The sequence below is a fragment of the Myroides sp. NP-2 genome (genome assembly GCF_014145665.1).
Lineage (GTDB): Bacteria > Bacteroidota > Bacteroidia > Flavobacteriales > Flavobacteriaceae > Flavobacterium.
This window is the reverse complement of sequence record NZ_JACHTD010000007.1, coordinates 71,329-88,680: the sequence shown is the minus strand read 5'-3', so window position 1 is coordinate 88,680 and position 17,352 is coordinate 71,329. Positions and strand designations below refer to the sequence as shown.

The 17,352-nt window shown below is 35.9% G+C and carries 22 protein-coding genes; 14 read left to right on the top strand and 8 right to left on the bottom strand.

Annotated elements, in window-relative coordinates; all coding sequences use genetic code 11:
* Positions 1-8: 8 nt before the first annotated feature.
* The gene (locus H4K35_RS08620; RefSeq protein WP_182627041.1) at positions 9-2,618 is read right to left on the bottom strand and encodes a hypothetical protein; all 2,610 of its coding nucleotides are present in this window, start codon (positions 2,616-2,618) and stop codon (positions 9-11) included.
* Between the two features lie 154 nt (positions 2,619-2,772).
* Positions 2,773-3,744, bottom strand: a complete 972-nt coding sequence (locus H4K35_RS08615) for a DMT family transporter (RefSeq protein WP_182627039.1) — start codon at positions 3,742-3,744, stop codon at positions 2,773-2,775.
* Between the two features lie 103 nt (positions 3,745-3,847).
* Here H4K35_RS08615 and H4K35_RS08610 point away from each other — a divergent pair, with 103 nt between their 5' ends.
* The 9 genes from H4K35_RS08610 to H4K35_RS15910 all read left to right on the top strand — a co-directional run bounded on the left by H4K35_RS08610 (position 3,848) and on the right by H4K35_RS15910 (position 8,038).
* Complete coding sequence (locus H4K35_RS08610) at positions 3,848-4,351, top strand: hypothetical protein (protein WP_182627037.1); 504 nt, start codon at positions 3,848-3,850, stop codon at positions 4,349-4,351.
* A gap of 3 nt (positions 4,352-4,354) precedes the next feature.
* The gene (locus H4K35_RS08605) at positions 4,355-4,699 is read left to right on the top strand and encodes a hypothetical protein (RefSeq protein WP_182627035.1); all 345 of its coding nucleotides are present in this window, start codon (positions 4,355-4,357) and stop codon (positions 4,697-4,699) included.
* 155 nt (positions 4,700-4,854) lie between these two features.
* Entirely contained in the window at positions 4,855-5,289 is a 435-nt protein-coding gene (locus tag H4K35_RS08600; RefSeq protein WP_182627033.1) for a hypothetical protein, read from the top strand.
* Positions 5,290-5,301: 12 nt separating this feature from the next.
* The gene (locus H4K35_RS08595) at positions 5,302-5,670 is read left to right on the top strand and encodes a hypothetical protein (RefSeq protein WP_182627031.1); all 369 of its coding nucleotides are present in this window, start codon (positions 5,302-5,304) and stop codon (positions 5,668-5,670) included.
* A 29-nt stretch (positions 5,671-5,699) separates the two neighbouring features.
* On the top strand, positions 5,700-6,200 hold the full coding sequence (locus tag H4K35_RS08590; RefSeq protein ID WP_182627029.1) for an HNH endonuclease: 501 nt from the start codon (positions 5,700-5,702) through the stop codon (positions 6,198-6,200).
* 18 nt (positions 6,201-6,218) lie between these two features.
* Complete coding sequence (locus H4K35_RS08585) at positions 6,219-6,545, top strand: hypothetical protein (protein WP_182627028.1); 327 nt, start codon at positions 6,219-6,221, stop codon at positions 6,543-6,545.
* Positions 6,546-6,649: 104 nt separating this feature from the next.
* Positions 6,650-7,120 (top strand): hypothetical protein, encoded by a 471-nt coding sequence (locus H4K35_RS08580; RefSeq protein ID WP_182627025.1) that lies wholly within the window; start codon positions 6,650-6,652, stop codon positions 7,118-7,120.
* A gap of 14 nt (positions 7,121-7,134) precedes the next feature.
* Positions 7,135-7,779, top strand: a complete 645-nt coding sequence (locus H4K35_RS08575) for a hypothetical protein (protein WP_182627024.1) — start codon at positions 7,135-7,137, stop codon at positions 7,777-7,779.
* A 103-nt stretch (positions 7,780-7,882) separates the two neighbouring features.
* Positions 7,883-8,038: a DUF5958 family protein gene (locus H4K35_RS15910; RefSeq protein ID WP_220497671.1), complete on the top strand. Its 156-nt coding sequence runs from the start codon at positions 7,883-7,885 to the stop codon at positions 8,036-8,038.
* 11 nt (positions 8,039-8,049) lie between these two features.
* On the opposite strand, the gene H4K35_RS08570 is transcribed toward H4K35_RS15910, so the two are convergent.
* Positions 8,050-8,895 carry an IS3 family transposase gene (locus H4K35_RS08570; protein ID WP_220497676.1) on the bottom strand — a complete coding sequence of 282 codons (846 nt, stop codon included), beginning with the start codon at positions 8,893-8,895 and terminating at the stop codon, positions 8,050-8,052.
* Between the two features lie 32 nt (positions 8,896-8,927).
* Positions 8,928-9,194 (bottom strand): transposase, encoded by a 267-nt coding sequence (locus tag H4K35_RS15655; protein ID WP_006261795.1) that lies wholly within the window; start codon positions 9,192-9,194, stop codon positions 8,928-8,930.
* Between the two features lie 11 nt (positions 9,195-9,205).
* Here H4K35_RS15655 and H4K35_RS08565 point away from each other — a divergent pair, with 11 nt between their 5' ends.
* The gene (locus tag H4K35_RS08565) at positions 9,206-9,544 is read left to right on the top strand and encodes a DUF5958 family protein (RefSeq protein WP_182627022.1); all 339 of its coding nucleotides are present in this window, start codon (positions 9,206-9,208) and stop codon (positions 9,542-9,544) included.
* Positions 9,545-9,661: 117 nt separating this feature from the next.
* On the opposite strand, the gene H4K35_RS08560 is transcribed toward H4K35_RS08565, so the two are convergent.
* Complete coding sequence (locus tag H4K35_RS08560; protein WP_182627021.1) at positions 9,662-9,826, bottom strand: hypothetical protein; 165 nt, start codon at positions 9,824-9,826, stop codon at positions 9,662-9,664.
* A gap of 494 nt (positions 9,827-10,320) precedes the next feature.
* Positions 10,321-12,174, bottom strand: coding sequence for a molecular chaperone HtpG (htpG, locus tag H4K35_RS08555; protein WP_182627019.1), 1,854 nt, complete (start codon positions 12,172-12,174; stop codon positions 10,321-10,323).
* Positions 12,175-12,340: 166 nt separating this feature from the next.
* On the opposite strand from htpG, the gene H4K35_RS08550 reads away from it, so the two are divergent.
* A complete protein-coding gene (locus H4K35_RS08550) occupies positions 12,341-12,799 on the top strand; it encodes a lipocalin family protein (RefSeq protein ID WP_182627017.1) in 459 nt (152 codons plus the stop codon).
* Between the two features lie 22 nt (positions 12,800-12,821).
* Positions 12,822-13,523, top strand: coding sequence for an OmpA family protein (locus H4K35_RS08545; protein ID WP_182627015.1), 702 nt, complete (start codon positions 12,822-12,824; stop codon positions 13,521-13,523).
* Positions 13,524-13,597: 74 nt separating this feature from the next.
* On the opposite strand, the gene H4K35_RS08540 is transcribed toward H4K35_RS08545, so the two are convergent.
* Together H4K35_RS08540 and H4K35_RS08535 are read right to left on the bottom strand one after the other, a co-directional pair.
* The gene (locus tag H4K35_RS08540; RefSeq protein WP_182627013.1) at positions 13,598-15,043 is read right to left on the bottom strand and encodes a PspC domain-containing protein; all 1,446 of its coding nucleotides are present in this window, start codon (positions 15,041-15,043) and stop codon (positions 13,598-13,600) included.
* Entirely contained in the window at positions 15,036-15,377 is a 342-nt protein-coding gene (locus H4K35_RS08535) for a PadR family transcriptional regulator (RefSeq protein WP_182627011.1), read from the bottom strand. Before H4K35_RS08535 ends, H4K35_RS08540 begins: the two co-directional genes overlap by 8 nt.
* 302 nt (positions 15,378-15,679) lie before the next feature.
* Between H4K35_RS08535 and H4K35_RS08530 the strand changes: the two genes are divergently transcribed.
* Both H4K35_RS08530 and H4K35_RS08525 read left to right on the top strand, forming a co-directional pair.
* Complete coding sequence (locus tag H4K35_RS08530) at positions 15,680-16,141, top strand: DUF4442 domain-containing protein (protein WP_182627009.1); 462 nt, start codon at positions 15,680-15,682, stop codon at positions 16,139-16,141.
* 27 nt (positions 16,142-16,168) lie between these two features.
* Positions 16,169-17,071, top strand: a complete 903-nt coding sequence (locus H4K35_RS08525) for a TIGR01777 family oxidoreductase (RefSeq protein WP_182627008.1) — start codon at positions 16,169-16,171, stop codon at positions 17,069-17,071.
* The last annotated feature ends 281 nt before the right edge of the window (positions 17,072-17,352 follow it).

Here is a 17,352-nt window from a genome sequence, read left to right as displayed (position 1 = left end):
CCCTTTTTTTAATATAGTGAATGATAATCGTTATACGGATATAAATTAGTGCTGTCAATTCTATTTTGGAAAACAGGATTGTTTTCCATCTTTCCTTTTTTCAGCTTACTCACTAATTCAAAAACAACTTTTTTGGTTTCCAGGTCAATGCGTTGAATTGTCATGCTATTTTTTTGTAAGGTACACACAAGGTAACTGCTTTCATCGTAATCAGCATAGCTATAGGTATCTCCCCAGGCTTTTAATGCTACAGTACCTTCTACAAAACGTCCATCCTCAAAAGTGCTTTTGTATTTCACTTTCCCGTTTTCGTAATATGTACAAGTTCCGTGTAATGCGTAATCTTTTAGCCCATATTGGTATACTAAAGCTTCATTGTCGTCGTATACACTTTTCTGCATACTGCCATCTTCTAAGATTGTCTCCTCAGCTAACAATAAACCTGTGTAAGCGCTTACCGTTTTTTCATACGTGATTAATCCATTGGTATACGTGGTGTAGACATTGCTTTCATATCCATATGAAATAGAGGTTCCGTTATGTGCATACCCATTTTTGTATTCTAAAGTGGCAAGTAACTCACCTTCTTCATCGTAAAACTTAGCAGGCCCATGTAACTCCCCATCTTTATATGCTCTAGACGATTGCAAGTAGCTGTCCACATAGTTTTCTTCTCTGGTAATTTGATCTGCTTTGTAGTATATTTTGGTAGCAATATAATCTGCATAATCACTTTTGAAGGTTTCGAGCCCCTCTTTTAATCCATTTTCATAGCTTGTGATTGTAGTAGAATACCCATCATAAGTACTCACTGTTCCAGTATAAGGCTTTCCTGCTTTGTACGAAGCTTTTGCTGTTTGATTGCCTTCCATATCATAGAAAACCCCTTCCTTGTTGTAGTTGATTTCTGAAAGTAAAAATGGTTCTATTTCAGTACTGTACGATCCATTTTTATTGGCGTATTCTTTTTTGTAGATCAATTGTCCTTTGCTATAGGTACTCATTGATTCAACGACATCGTTGTCAAAAAACGTATAGTGAGTCCCCTCTTTTTCAACGTTGTCAAAAATACCTGTTACTTTGCCCTTGGTATCAAAGTAGGTTACTTTTAAGATGGTTTCGTCGTAGTCATTCTTAGTGAATAATTCTTCTCTACTTTTTTGACCTTGTCTAGAATAGTAAATGCGTTTCGATGTTCCATTTAGAGGAGTGAAAATCTCTTCTCTTAGGATGGGTTTGCTATCGTAAGAAGGATAAGGCTCATAGGTTGCAGTATACACAACTCGACCGGCCTCATATTTAATTTTCGATCCAATTTCATCATTGCTTAAGGTAATAAAATCCCCTTGAAAAGGCTCGATATACCCGTATACCCCTTTTTTAGATTGTAATTTACCAAGGATTGCTCCTTTTTTGTCGTAGTAAACAGAAGCATACTCTGTAGCTTCTTCAAAAAGCTCCCCTGTTGTATAGTAGGACGTCTTAGCAACTAAAACACCATCTTTATACGTTGTAATTGACTCATCGTCATACAAAATACCATTTTGAGGCGTATATCCATCCTCATTGTATACTAATTCTCCTTTTTTACTTCCATCCTCGTTGAAATACTCAATTTTTTCTAGGTAATAGTCGCCTTTGTAATATTTTGTCGATTTGGGAGCAAAAGCAGTTGTAGTATAAAAAATAGTTTCCTTAACTAAACTTCCTTTTTTGTATTCGGATTGACTTATTGGCGTGTCCGGTGTATCGGTATATTCGTTGTAGAATACATAGATTCCCTCTTGGTTGGATTCTGTTCCATATTCTGCTAAATCCGCTTTGTAGGTGCCTACCACTTTGCCGTGCTCATCATAAAAAACAGTAGTTGTTAGTGTGGCAGTAGCTGTAGTTTTGTGCTTTATTTGTCCTGTTTTAAAATAGTTAACAGTTTCAGTTTGCACTCCATCAACATAGGTGCTCGTTGTAGTTGGTTGGAACGTATCATAGTCTAAAATAATAGATGTTCCGTTTTTAATCAATCCATCTTCATAATTTGCTGCGAAAATAACGTTGCCTTTTTCATCAACATATTGCTCATCCAAGATGTTGTTCAGCTCATCAAAAGTAAGGGTGTATTTTTGCTCAGGCTTATTTTTATTGACATAGATGTAAGATTCATAGCTTCCTTCGCTCATCACAATATAGAAATAAGCATTTTTGTACAATTGAACCATTTTTCCATCATATGGATATCCACTTTCATAGGTCAAGTTGTATGCCTCTTGTGTGAAAGGATCCGTTGAGGTAATATTGATGGCATTTCCTTCCTCAAAGAACATATCGAAATTAAGCGATCCATCTGGGTTGTAATACGAAACTTTTCCGTCGTACGTGATGGTGTTCGCATGATCAAAACTTCCAATCCCCTTTACTTCAATTGCATTTGTCTCTTTGTTATACGTCGCGATTTCTCTATATCCCTCTTTGTTTTTTACGGGTTTAGAAATTTTAAACGAGCTAGCTAATGCTTTGGTCGTCACTTCGTCATATGTGTTTACCCATAAGGTATCTTTTACTGTCTGGCTGTAGATTGCAGAAGAAAATAACAAGGCAATAGGTAATAATTTTTTGTACATCGTCCTATGTGTTTTTATTGTACAACAAATGTAGATAAAACAGCAGAAAAACAATATCACTACTTCTAGTGAATGTGAATTTTTTAGGCGGAAAAATAAAAAAGTCTTTGCAGTTGATACAAAGACTTTTATGTGATAGTGATGGATTAATTTCTTAGGTTATAGCCTGTTTTTTCTTGAAAATAAGCTGGCTATTCATCAAAAAGATGGCGCTTAAAATCAGTAGAATGCCTAGCCATTGGATCAAAACAACTTGTTCTTGTAGGACCATATAGGCTACGGTAACGGAAACAGGCAGTTCAATAGAAGCGATAATACTTCCTAAACCAACTCCTGTATGAGGGAATCCCATATTCAAGAAGATTGGAGGTAATATAGTTCCGAATAAGGCTAACAACAACCCCCAAGAGTAAAAAATACTCCAATCAAAGTCGCGAATACCGCTTGTATTGGTTGTAAACTGTTGGTAAAAAGACAACATGATGTCTGAATTATTCGGTCCGATTTGGGTAATAAAACAAAAGATCAATACAATGGTTGTAGCCCCACATAACATAAATAAGCTTCGCTTAGGTGCAGGGAGGTGATTGGCCACTACGTTGGAGGCAAACATGGTTGTCGCAAAAGAACAAGACGCTAAAAATCCGAAGATCAGTCCGCGGTAATCGAGTTCGATTTCATTGGCTAACACATTAGTTGCTAATACGGTACCAAATAGAATTAGAGCTACCGCTACAATTTTTAATAGGCTTGGGAATTGTTTGGTTACCACACTTTCTATGACTACGCCAATCCATACCGATTGCATCAACAATACAACGGCAATAGAAGCGTCGATATAACTCACCGCCATATAGTACAAAACAGAAGTGAATCCCATAGAGGTACCCGCTAAGATTAGGTTGCGGATGTCTTTTTTACTCGCTACAGCATCCGTGGTTTGTTTTTTTCGAATCCCATTGATGATGAACATGCCAATAAGTCCGAGTAAGACTTGAGATAAGGTAACTTCAGCTGTGGTATATCCATGCGAATACGCCAATTTTACAAAGGAAGCCAACATTCCAAAGCTAGATGCTCCAATGGCTACTAACAAGACGCCTTTGATCAAATTTTGTTCTTTCATTGCTCTACGTTTAACCGCGCAAAGGTAGGTATTATTTTTTTGGAGGTATAGGACAAATGTCTAATGCTATAGCTTTTGTATTTGAAGCAACAATTACTCATGTATGTGTTGCTTCAACATTAAAAATACCCCTGATTTAGCTTATACGAATGAAATTAAAAACAGTGTGACAAAAGTTGTACCTTTAGGTGCAGTTGATGGAGGGATTCAAGGCGGTCCATTGCGTATACCCAATACAACAGGTTCTACTGTTTTAGAGGAGATTACGATTAATGTAGTAAGTGAATCTGGAAAAACAGGATTACGTCCTGTAGGATTGTTTCTTGAAAGTGTAAATGATGTAATGACAAATCCAAGTGTTTTAAGAGGAAAATCTTATGGATTTGTGAGAAATGCACTTGGGGATTCTCAGAATTGGATTAACGATGTGATGAGAAAAAGCACAAGAGCTGAAGGGTGGATGCTGCGAGAGGTGAATCTTAGAGGAACGGATTTTACTGGACGAATGATCCAATATCACCCAGGAACTCCTAGGCATTTTGATGGGGCACCTTATTGGAAAGTGTCATCAGGAAATGGAACATTTAGAATACCCTTAAATTTTTAGTCTATGAATTTTCAATATAAAACAGTAATAAATAGTTTGAAATTGCTATCATTATCATTAAATGAGCAGGAAGCTTATTTGCCTGAATTTGCAGATGTACCAGATGATGTATTATCGAGTTTCGAAAATGCTTTCTTACTTTTACCTCCTTTAATTGAAGATAATAACTTTTCAAATAATGCGATAGCGTCTATCTTACGCTTAAATAATAAAATTCAATGGTGTTTGAGGAATGTTGATTTGGATGATTTTTCTAACATAGAATGGAATAATGTTAGGCAGATGGCAAAAGAGGTTTTAAGAACTTTAGATATACCGCTAGATAAACCAGACCTTGATTCTATTTAAGTTATTTTTAAAAGATACAAGGATAAAAAATATCTATTTATGGCTCATCTGTCATAAATGATGGTTTTCTTAATCCTAATATAGCAAATCGTTTTGGATATTCTTTCGAGAAATCGGCTAGTGGTATATTGTTACAAAAAAGTTTAAGACGTTAAATGATGAAAAATATAAAATATAAACCTTCAGTATTAGTATCTCTTTTTATTAGAAAGGGGGGAGAAGGCTTATTTACAAAAATACTGAGCACTAATGAAAGTTTAGCATTGAGTTTAGTAAAACTACTCAAAGAAGATGAAAAGGCATTAATCTTATTTAAACAGCATGAAGCAAATCAGCTATTGATAACTGATTCAAGATTGATAATGAATAAGGGTACAGCATTAGTTACTATTGAATTTTTTGATATTATAGAAGTAAGAATTGCCTTGGAAGAAGAATTTAAAGAGCGCATTTTAAAAAAGGAAGAATTTACTCGGCTGTTAGTCAAAGTTAAATCTGGCATTGACTATATTATACAAGTAGAAAAAGGAAAACCATTTCAAGGTTTGTATCAAGTTTTGAGTTATATAAGTACAGTGAATCGAGAATAAAGATTATTTAAAATGATAAGATTTACAACTAATAATGGGCTACCGAAAACCGTAGTTTTTATTCAATCTTTTGCCTGGTCCAAAAAAGATATAACCATTACGTTTTTGTGTCAAGAAAAGGAAGAAGGAAAGGGATGGCCCAATAGAGAAGAGGCATTTGTTGTGGTTGAAGTACAATTTTTAAATTGTACGCAACTTAAATTAAATGTTGAAGGAGATATTTTACAACCAGCTTTTGGGTTTGATGTCCTGGATGTTTCAGCTAATGGTTGGGAGAACATCAATTTTCAAATTGAGGAGCATGAAAATGATTGCATTGGTTTTTACTGTGAAGCAATCGAAGTTTTACGCGTTTTTCCAAGGACGATGCTAAAGCTGTAAAGAAATTATAAAGATAAACCCGCTTGTATGTGTTTGATATAAGCGGGTTTTGTATTAAAAAGAATGGAGTCAAAATTGTACCTTTAGGTGCAGTTGATGGTGGCATCCAAGGCGGTCCGTTGCGTATACCCAATACGACGGGTTCTACTGTTTTAGAGGAGATTACGATTAATGTTGTAAAAGGGCCTAGTGGAGCACAATATTCCGTTGCTTTTGAAATGAGCTTAACAAAGAATTTATATCCTGGAAAAGGTTATTATACTCATTTTAAAGCTGCAAATGTAGCACTTAATAACACTATGGCTTCTGATGCTGCTTTTGCGGGTTCAATATCTAAAATGGGGATTTCAATTCCACGTTCATCTACTGGAAATATCTTAGGTCAGTCTCCAAGAAATTGGGTATGGCATCATGATATAGGATCTGGGGTCTTGCAGTTAGTTCCGAAAACACAACATACACCAGGAAGTGTTTATTGGAACACAATGCATCCAAATGGTTTAGGCGGAATGGCAATTTGGGGTAGATAATAATAAATAATAGAAATTATGAAATTAGTAGAATTAATAAATTACTTGATGAATCCTAAGTTATTAGTAGGACTATATCAAGAACAGGGATTAAATAAACAATCAGAAGCGTTGCTTATATACATGCAAGAAACGTTGAGTTTAGAATCCTCTATTGTTATTTTTGAGATAGAAGAAACTGATGATGATCTTGTTTTTGAAAAAGAAGGAATACAATATGTTCAGCTGTTTCCTGTTGACTATGCAATAACATTGATAGATTTCGATTTAGAACTGAAAGATAAAGGATATTCTAATCTGAAAATCGCTCAAATGCTTTTGGAGTATAGGAAAAAAGATGCTTAAAAGGACAGCATTGGTTTTTACTGTGAGGCAATCGAAGTTTTACGCGTTTTTCCAAGAACGTTGCTAAAGCTATAAAGAAATTATAAAGATAAACCCGCTTGTATGTGTTTGATATAAGCGGGTTTTGTATTAAAAAGAATGGAGTCAAAATTGTACCTTTAGGTGCAGTTGATGGAGGGATTCAAGGCGGTCCATTGCGTATACCCAATACAACAGGTTCTACTGTTTTAGAGGAGATTACGATTCGAACTAAAGGCTTAAGTGATTGGTTACAAGGAGGTAAAACTTTTTCTCAATATAAAATAGCGAGAGGAGGAACTGAGACTCTAGCTCATATTCAAACATCGACAGGAGTTCAGAGGATAAGTACAGAATTTCATCATGCGATTATCTCTCAGAGCATGCAACGCAACTATAACTTGCCAAATTGGATGGTTAACAATCGAATTTATGTGTGGAAAGTAAATACGATACAGCATTCCTTAATTGATTCATATCGGTATAATTTTTTACGTGCTGGTATAAAAAAAGATGTTGGATGGTTTGGCAAATACAATTGGTTTACTAAATTTTAAAAGTTAAAAATGACATGTTTAGATTCTTCAAAAGAACAAAAATTGAAATTTGGGAGATAGATTTTTTAGAAGAAGTTTTTTTAAAACTCGCTGACCAAATAGGAATTTCATATTACAACCAAGTTAGAGCAGGATTATTGAGAAGTGTGATGCTAAATAGTGGGGATATTCCTAACTATGTAGGTTTTACATATCATAGCGCTGTATATAAAAGATATTACAAGCCTATGGAAGAGAATTATAAAATTTCAAATATTCTAGTCAAAGATTTTTACTCAGGTAAGTTTTTAAAAGTTTCAATCTATATGGCATATGGTATTGTTACAGGGTACGCGATTGATCAAAATCATTCAAAATACAAATTTATTACTGCGGATATCGATATTCATTCGGTTAAGAAAATGAATATTGGTGAAAATGATAATGTGAAAATCTATGCTTTATTAAGCAATGAGGAACAGAAATTTGTGAATAAAAATGATCTGTATGTTATAAGTGTTAAGGGGAAAGAGTATTATCATTTGAAAGAATTAGAAGATGGAGATTTTTTGGGAATTGATAACAATGGAGAGAGTTATAAAATCACACATGATCCATTGGAAATTACTTTAGTTAGCCTAGAGGAACGACTTAAATTATTAAAAGAACAAAGTCACTAAAGAGTATTTAGAGTAAAGATTTAACATTGTACCTTTAGCACTAACAAATGATGAGATTTGCCACATTAATATCTTATATAATTATAAAATGTCGACTTAAATAATGAAAATAGAACATGAAATCGCAGTGAATAAGTATGGGCAAGGACTTGTTGAAGTAGAACAACTCATGGACTTATTTCAACGTTTTGATTTTGATTTCCAGCAGGTATTTTTAAATGAGATAATATTTCTAATTCTTCAATCCGAGCCGATGTAGGCTTCCCTATTTTAGGACACCTCTAAATTCGACAAATAATTCTTATTATGTTCAGATTTGATGAAGAATTTAAATTCTTCATCAAATCTGGGTTTATATTCTTTAGGAGATTTATTTCCTAATGCTTTATGAGGATGGTTAAAATTGTAATCCTCTCTCCATTTATCAGCCAATCTTTGTAACTGGTAGATATCATTGAAGTAAAAAGCATCTAATATATCCTCTCTAAAAAATCGATTAAAACGTTCTATATATCCATTCTGCATTGGTTTGCCAGGCTGAGTATATTTAATTTCTATAAAATTCTTCTCACACCAATTTACAAAGGTTTTAGAGATAAACTCAGGTCCATTATCACATCTAATATACTTTGGAGTACCTATTTCTTGTTTTAGGTTTTCAAGTGTTTCTATGACTGCTCTTGCAGGGTAACTTAATCCAGCTTCAATAGCTATTGCTTCTCTATTACAGTCATCTAATACATTAAAAACGCGTACTTTTCTGCCATCTGTAAGTAAGTCACTCATAAAGTCCATACTCCAACACTCATTGAGTACTTGTGGTGTTTCTAAAGGCTGTTTAACTCTTGTTATTAAACGTTTCTTATGTTTTCGTCTTAGACTTAGCTTCATTAAGCGATAAACGCGTAGAACTCTTTTTCTATTCCATATAAGTCCTTCTCTGCGTATCTTATTGTAGTACTCATCAAAGCCGCGAGTAGGGTATTGTTCTGCTAATTCATTTAGCTTATCAATGACCTCTGTATCATCTTTTTTACTTTGATAATACCACATCGATCGGCATAGTCCAACTAATAAACAAATACGAACAATGGATAACTTATATTGCTCTAACAGATACTTTGCCCTTTCTATTTTATCAGATGGGCTTAGAACTTTTTTGACAGAATATCTTTGAGCATTTTATTGTCTAAACTAACATCTGCATACATCTGTTTAAGCTTGCGATTTTCTTCTTCAAGTTCTTTTAAACGTTTCAACTCCTGTTTTTCCATTCCTCCATACTTCTTTCTCCAATAGTAAAACGTGCTCTTATCAATACCTAATTCTCGAGAGATTTCACTTACTGATCTTCCTTGTTCATTTTCTTTGAGAGCTTTAATGATTTGGCTCTCACTAAAATTACTTGTTTTCATACTTGACAGTTTTGTTTAAAGTTAATAATTTCGAATTAACAACTGTCCGATTTTTAGGGAAGCCTACACCGAAAGAAGAAGATATTGAATCTGCTATACTACATAGTGGACTGAAGTCTACGTTTACGCCTTGTGTTTTGCTAAAAGAAGGTATTGCAATGCATAATCTAGAAAAGCTTATAAATCTTCCCGAAAATGAACGAACAAAAGTGTTTGTATTACTATTGAGTTTGTTCAAAATCGCTTACATGAGAAGGTTTGTATTGGAAAAAAATAATCCTGATAAATGGTGGTATTGGGATTTATCTGATGAAACTAATATTAATAGGATATTACAAGATAGATTATAACAAGTAGTGGGCTGTCTTATTGCAAAATGAGATAGCCCTTTTTAATTAGTTATATTTGAAACTGGGTTTACAGTTTTTCAAAATTTCTTTTCACGAAAGCCGTAAGGTTTTCAGTAATTAGGAGTTATCTTCTTGATTTGGTTTTAAAACGAATGGAGTCAAAATTGTACCTTTAGGTGCCGTTGATGGTGGCATCCAAGGCGGTACGTTGCGCATACCCGATGCAGGAGCAACAGTGTTGGATGAGAGTACGATTAATTTATATGAGCTCTTATGGAGCAATCCGTGCCTTTATATTTTGTTGACATTGTGCTATAGATGTAAACAAACATTTTTACCTTACGATTAAAAATTTAACGCCTTAAGATCTAACGCATGGATTGCCACGCGATCGGGTTGATAAGGGTTTTATAGGACATGAGTCCATAATGAGTCCATAGTGCCTCCATAGTGTGTCTATTAAAAAGTCGTGTTTTAATAGACACACTATGGACGCATAAGGCAAGGAGTATGCAAACAGCTAAAAGAAGACCCCTAGTAAAGACGAAGGATTGACAGTTCTTAGTTAGCAATAGATGAGGTAGGTGGTAGGGGACAAAAAGGGGGGGATGATAGAGGATGAGGTGATGATATAAATAAAATCATTAGAGCAATTAATAAAGCGAGCGAAGAACAAAGCGCAAACAGCGTAAACAGCAGAGATAAAATAAAAAAGGCTGCCTCATGGAGACAGCCTTTTTTGATGATTTATTATGTGCTTGACAAATTGTCTTGTCTTACAATTTTTCGAAATTTCGCTTTACGAAAGCCGTAAGCTCTTCTCCTTTCAACAATCCTTGCGATAATTTGGCTAAATCTAAGGCTTGGTTGAAAGCCGTTGTACGTGCTGTTTCGTCTGTATTGTTCAAGATTTTAGAAGCAAATTCCGAATTGGTATTCACCACTAAGTTGTACATCTCTGGGAAATTACCCATACCGAACATTCCCCCACCACCTGATTGGCTCATTTCTTTCATACGACGCATGAATTCTGGTTGAGTTAAGATTAATGGCGCATCTTGGCTATCCATTGATTCTAGTTTTACCGTGTATTTTTCTTTTGGTACCACTTGTTCAATAAACGATTGTAAAGTTGTTTGCTCTTCTTCTGATAGTTTAGAAATGGCGTTTTCTTCTTTCTTAATCAAGTTATTGATGTGATCCGCATCCACACGGGCAAAAGTCATTTTTTCATTTTCGCTCTCTAATTTTTGAATCAAGTGTGAAACAATAGGAGAGTCCATAACGATTACTTGGTATCCCTTTTCTTTGGCAGCACTGATATAGCTGTGTTGCGCATCTTTGTTTGAGGTATATAAAACAACAAGGTTACCGTCTTTGTCTGTTTGTAAGTCTTTCGTTGCTTCTTTTAATTCCTCTAGGGTATAGAATGTACCATCCGTTGTAGGGTAAAGCATAAAAGCACCTGCTTTTTCAGCAAATTTCTCCTCAGACAACATACCGTACTCTAAAACAACTTTAATGTCGTTCCACTTGCTTTCAAAATCAGTTCTGTTCTCGTTGAACAACGATTTTAATTTATCCGCAACTTTACGCGTAATATAGTTGGAGATTTTCTTTACATTTCCATCTGCTTGTAAGTAAGAACGCGATACGTTTAACGGAATATCTGGCGAATCAATCACCCCTTTCAACATCGTTAAGAAGTCAGGAACGATTCCCTCTACATTATCCGTTACGAATACTTGATTTTGATACAGTTGGATTCTGTCCTTTTGCATTTGCATATCCGCACTTAACTTAGGGAAATACAAAATACCAGTTAAGTTGAATGGATAGTCCACATTCAAGTGAATGTTGAATAGAGGCTCTTCAAATTGCATCGGATATAACTCGCGATAGAAGTTTTTGTAATCTTCATCCGTTAAATCAGCCGGCTGTTTCGTCCAAGCAGGATTTGGGTTATTGATGATGGTATCAACTTCTACTTTATCATCGCCTTCTCCCTCTTCATGTGTACCAAATTTAATAGGCACTGGCATGAATTTATTGTATTTCGTTAAGAGTTCACGGATTTTGTAATCCTCTAAGAACTCAAGAGAATCTTCAGCTATATGAAGAATAATTTCTGTTCCTCTTTCTTGTTTATCCGATTCTTCTAAGGTGAATTCAGGGCTACCATCACATGTCCAATGTGCCGCAGGAGCATCTTTGAACGATTTTGTAATGATTTCTACCTTATCCGCTACCATAAAAGCCGAATAGAACCCCAATCCAAAATGCCCGATGATTCCTGTGTCTTTGGCGCTGTCTTTGTATTTTTCTAAGAATTCCTCCGCACCAGAAAAAGCAACTTGGTTGATGTATTTTTCCACTTCCTCTTTGGTCATCCCTAGCCCTTGGTCGATGATGTGGAGCTTTTTGTTGTCTTTGTCAATTTTAACCTCAATAATAGGATTGCCATATTCCACATTCGCTTCCCCAATACTAGTGAGGTGCTTTAACTTTAATGTAGCATCAGTTGCATTTGAAACTAACTCTCTTAAGAATATCTCGTGATCACTATACAAGAATTTTTTAATCAGAGGAAAGATATTCTCTACAGTCACATTAATTTTTCCAGATGTCATAATTATTTTGGTATTATTATTTTTAATATTTTTATATAGAATTGAGTAGGCAAAAAAGATACCAACCTAATTATAGATGTCAATTTGTCATTTGTCGCTTTTTTGTACACTAAAATATTGTAATAGCTAGAAAGTTTGTATTATTGTAAAAAATAGAAGAAATATTATGAAAAAGTTAGTCTTATTAAGTTTTATTGGCTTAGCGTTAGCCTCTTGTAAACCGACGATGGATAGACAGTCGCAATACGGAATCAAAGGAGATTGGACATTGACTTCTGTTTCTCATATTGGCGGAGAGTTTGTAAAAGTAACTTCTTTTAACATTGCCGATGCACATTGCTTCAACGGGAGTCAGTGGAAATTTGTTTCGAACAACAACACGGGTGTTGTGAACCTACAAGGCGGAAATTCGTGCCCAATGTTTGAAAGTAGTTTTAAGTGGTTCGTCAATCCAAACGGAGAATTTGAGTTCAAATTCGTCGATGCAGGATTAAAAGCAAAAAATGTAACTACAGGTTATAAAATGAAAGTGAAAAATCAAACCGCTAACAGTTTTGATTTGATCGATATTTTTTATGTGGATGGACAAGGATATGATGTGACATATCACTTTGTAAAGAATTAAGAAACAACAAGAAGGTAATATTATGAAAAAATCAACTACAACTTTATTAGCAGGAGTTTTGCTAGTAAGTTCTTTATCGCTGACAAGCTGTGACTCTGTCAAAAATGCGAATAATACACAGAAGGGAGCTACCATAGGAGCTGCCGGAGGTGCGATCATTGGTGGAATCCTTGGAAATAACATCGGAAAAGGAGGAAATAGTGCATTAGGCGCAGTATTAGGCGGTGTGATTGGTGGTGCTGCTGGTGGTGTTATTGGAAACAATATGGACAAGCAAGCGCGCCAAATTGAACAAACGGTTCCAGGAGCTCAAGTGGAACGCGTAGGGGAGGGAATTAAATTGACTTTAGGAGAGAGTTCTGTCAACTTTAACCTGAATCAAGCAACTCTAACAGATAAAGCAAAACAAAACTTAGATAAATTAATCATTGTATTCAAAGAAAACCCAAATACCAATATTAGTATTTTCGGTTATACAGACAATACGGGTAGAGAAGAATATAATTTAAAGCTGTCAAGACAACGTGCAAACGCAGTGAAAACCTATTTAATGCAAAACGGTGTTTCAAACAAGCGTCTAGCAACAGAAGGTATGGGAATTGCTGATCCTGTGGCAAGTAATGATACAGAAGCAGGAAGAGCAAAAAACCGTCGCGTTGAGTTTGCTATTAAAGCAAATGAGCAAATGATTATCGACGCTCAAAACGAAGCAGCTACGATGTAGTATAGGGGTAACGGTTGACAGTTAACAGTCGACGGTTTACAGTATAAAAAAAGGGAGCTTTCAAGCTCCCTTTTTTAGTTACAGTCGGTGCAAGTCAAACTAAAATTGTCTTGCATCAAATACCAGTGATCCCCAGCTTTCATATCCTTTTGGGAGGATTGAAATAAATAAGGCTGTACTTCTTCTTTTATAAATATTTTTTTTCCTATCGGCAAGTAGACCGTCATCGGTTGATCAGAATTAAACAGCTCCTCTGTCAGAGTTATGACAAATTGTGCGTCTTCTTCTACAGTCTCAATCAGGTTTGTCTCGCTCTTTACTTCAGTTCCAAATCGCGCATAGGCATTGTCCTGATAGGACGGAACTATTTCAATCTTATTGTTGATTGAATCTGTCGCAGTACTAGGATTTTTTAGTTGTAAAACCAAATCTTTATTCGTGCTAAAATACGTTAGATCTTCAGCTGTATCGTCTTGTTTCTTCGTAGAATAAGTAACCGTATAGCCATATCCCGTTTTGTTGCGAATAAAGTGATCTGCATCCCCATTAATAATTGTAACGGATAATCCGATTAAGCTACCAATCCACAAAACAAAAATGGCAATTGCCGTAATCCAAATGTACTTCATGTTCGTATAGAGCAATTTAAGCCCTAACAACAGCATAATAATAAATGGCAAGAACATAATCAGACTTAGACACGTATGCAAAATCCATCGGGGTATGTTGGGATCAATGAGAAGATCAGGGAGATCCAATTGATTGACGATAAAACTAGTGTTGACAATGATCATAAGGTTGATAAAAAAACTAATCAACATCCCCACAACAGCAACGACAATAAAGCCAATTCCAAAAATATAACGCATCACTTTAGCCCCTTGATTGGTTGCGCGTTGTGTTTGTGTCTTGAACTTGTCATAGTCCATAGAATTGATTTTATTCGTAGTATAATCAACCCCTTCTTTAATTTTTCGTTCAATGGTTTCTATATTGACGGGCTCTCCCATCATGTCTAATTTTTCACTGGTTGTTTTAGCACTGGGAATGATAATCCACAACACAAAGTACAGCAAAATGCCCGTACCATAGAAGAAAACCAAAAAGAGGAAAATTAAACGCACCCAAACCGTGTCAATCTTAAAGTAATGTGCCAATCCAGAAAGGACTCCTCCTAAAATTCGACTGTCCGTATCGCGGAATAATTTTTTCTCTCTGTAATATGTCTGTTCTGTATAGTGCTGTGCACTGCCATCATCGTCTAACGAATAGTCTTCTGGACGACCCATGATGCGAATCACCTCTTCTACATCTTCTGAGGTAATAACCTGTTTGGTGGTCGTTATTTTAGAATTGAATATTTCAGCAATGCGCAATTCGATATCTTGTACCACTTCTTCTTGCTCTTCGATAGCAATCGAGCGGCGAATCGCTTTGATGTATTGATCCAGTTGTTGGAAAGCCTGCTCTTCAATGTGAAAAACTAAACCACCGATATTTATAGTTAACGTTCTATTCATGGTCTTGATTTTTTGTGGTTATCTCTTGTACTGCATGGGCTAACTCTTCCCATGTTTCTGCCAATTCAGTTAAGAATTCCTCTCCTTTTGGCGTTAGTTTGTAGTATTTTCTCGGAGGTCCTGCATTGGACTCCTCCCAACGATAGGTTAACAAATCTCCGTTTTTGAGTCTTGTTAGTAAAGGGTATACTGTTCCTTCTACCACTAAAAGCTTTACTTTTTTAAGTTCTTCTAATATTTCAGAAGTATAATAATCGCGTTCTTTTAGAATGGATAGAATACAGAACTCCAAGATACCCTTGCGCATTTGAGCTTTTGTATTTTCACTATTCATAGGTTCAATGATTTATCTTATGCAAAGATATAGCTAAAGGCATGTACTATGTATAGCAAAGTACTCGAAATTAACTTTAATTTAACATTATAGACAAAAGGGATTTTAGTTTAAATATGGGTTAACTCCTTTGTTTGTTGGTGTTTATTTCTTTTTGGAATGGGAGTACAAAAGAGAATAAGATAGTCGTCTAGGCGAGGGAGAAATAAAAAAAGACAGCTAATTCGGGCGGAATAATACTGGCGAGCAGGTAAATAACGGTATAATTTTGTATATTTAGGGGAAAATAAAATAGCTACAACATGAAATTTTCAGTTTCGTCCATCAATAAATTTTTATTCTTTAAGTTGCCATCTGCTTATTGGACAGGGGTTCGATTAAGCCGTATTTCAGAGACAGAAGCAACGACGACGGTTCGTCATAAATGGGCAAATCAAAATCCTTTTCGCTCGATGTATTTTGCGGTACAGGCCATGGCGGCAGAATTGTCTACTGGAGCGTTAGTTATGAAAAAAATTAGCGAAAGTGGTCAGCGTATTTCGATGCTAGTGGCGCAGAATAATTCTATTTTTGTAAAAAAAGCAACGGGTAAGATTTCGTTTACCTGTGTGGATGGGGCGTTATTAGATGAAGCTATTCAGCAGGCGATTGACACCCAAGAAGGCGTGACCATTTGGATGAAATCTGTGGGAATTGATGAAAAGGGCGATGAGGTTTCTACGTTTAATTTTGAGTGGACCTTAAAAGTAAGAACCAAAAAATAAGCTAAAAACACAACAAAAGAGTAGTATATGAGAGTTTTAGTTACAGGAGCAACGGGATTAGTTGGGAAGCAGTTAGTACAACAGCTGCAGGCAAGTGGTATTGAGGTTGCATTTGTAACAACAGCCAAAGACAAATTAGGGGCATTGGCAGGCTGTCAGGGTTATTTTTGGAATCCGCAGCAAGGAATAATTGACCCTTTGTGTTTGTCGGGGGTGGAGGTTATTTTCCACCTTGCTGGTAGCTCGATTGATGGGGCTTGGTCTTCCCAAGGCAAACAGTTGATCATCAATAGTCGAGTAGAGGCTTCTCAAACCCTTTATCAGCTTTTAGCACAACAGCCACACCAAGTGAAACAAATCATTTGTGCTTCAGCTGTAGGGATATACGATACTCTTGATACAGTACAATCTGAAGATAATTACACGCCAGCGACCAATTTTTTGGGGAAAGTCGTCCAACAATGGGAAGGAGAAAATCGACGTTTTGAAGATTTGGGAATATCCGTAGCTTTTTTGCGCATCGGTTTAGTACTCTCCCGAGATGGAGGGGCTTTACCTCACATTGAACGAATGGCAAAATACTATCTCGCCTCGCCCTTAGGTTCTGGTAAACAGTACTATTCGTGGATTCATATCACAGATTTAGTTCGCTTGTTTCTCTTCGTTATGCAGCGTGGATTGTCGGGTGAATTTAATGCAGTAGCCCCAAAACCCGAAACAAACAAGGCTTTTACCCGAGCACTCTGTCAGGCTTTAAACCGAAAAATGATCCTACCTGCTGTACCCGCTTTTGTCCTGCGCTTAGTCTTAGGCGAAAAAGCACTTCTTGTAACCGAAGGTCAATATGTTAGTTGTCAGAAAGTAGTACAATTAAACTTTACTTTTCAATTTGTTAGCTTAACTCAAGCTTTTGAAGATTTGTATGATTGATGTTCTTTGTGCGGTTTATCTCACCTAGTTTATATTGGTTTTGGTGTTCGATGAATCTTCACTTCGCGCGGTTTGTTATTCGCGCGGTTTGCACGGTTTGTTAGTTGCACGGTTTGTAAGATAATTGTGCTTTACAACGAGCATCGAACGAAGAGCAAAGAGCAACGAGCAACGAAATCTGTTCGGTTTATCTCACCTAGTTTATATTTTGTTTTGGTGTTCGATGAATATATCTCACCTAGTTTATATTTGTTTTGGTGTTCGATGAATATATCTCACCT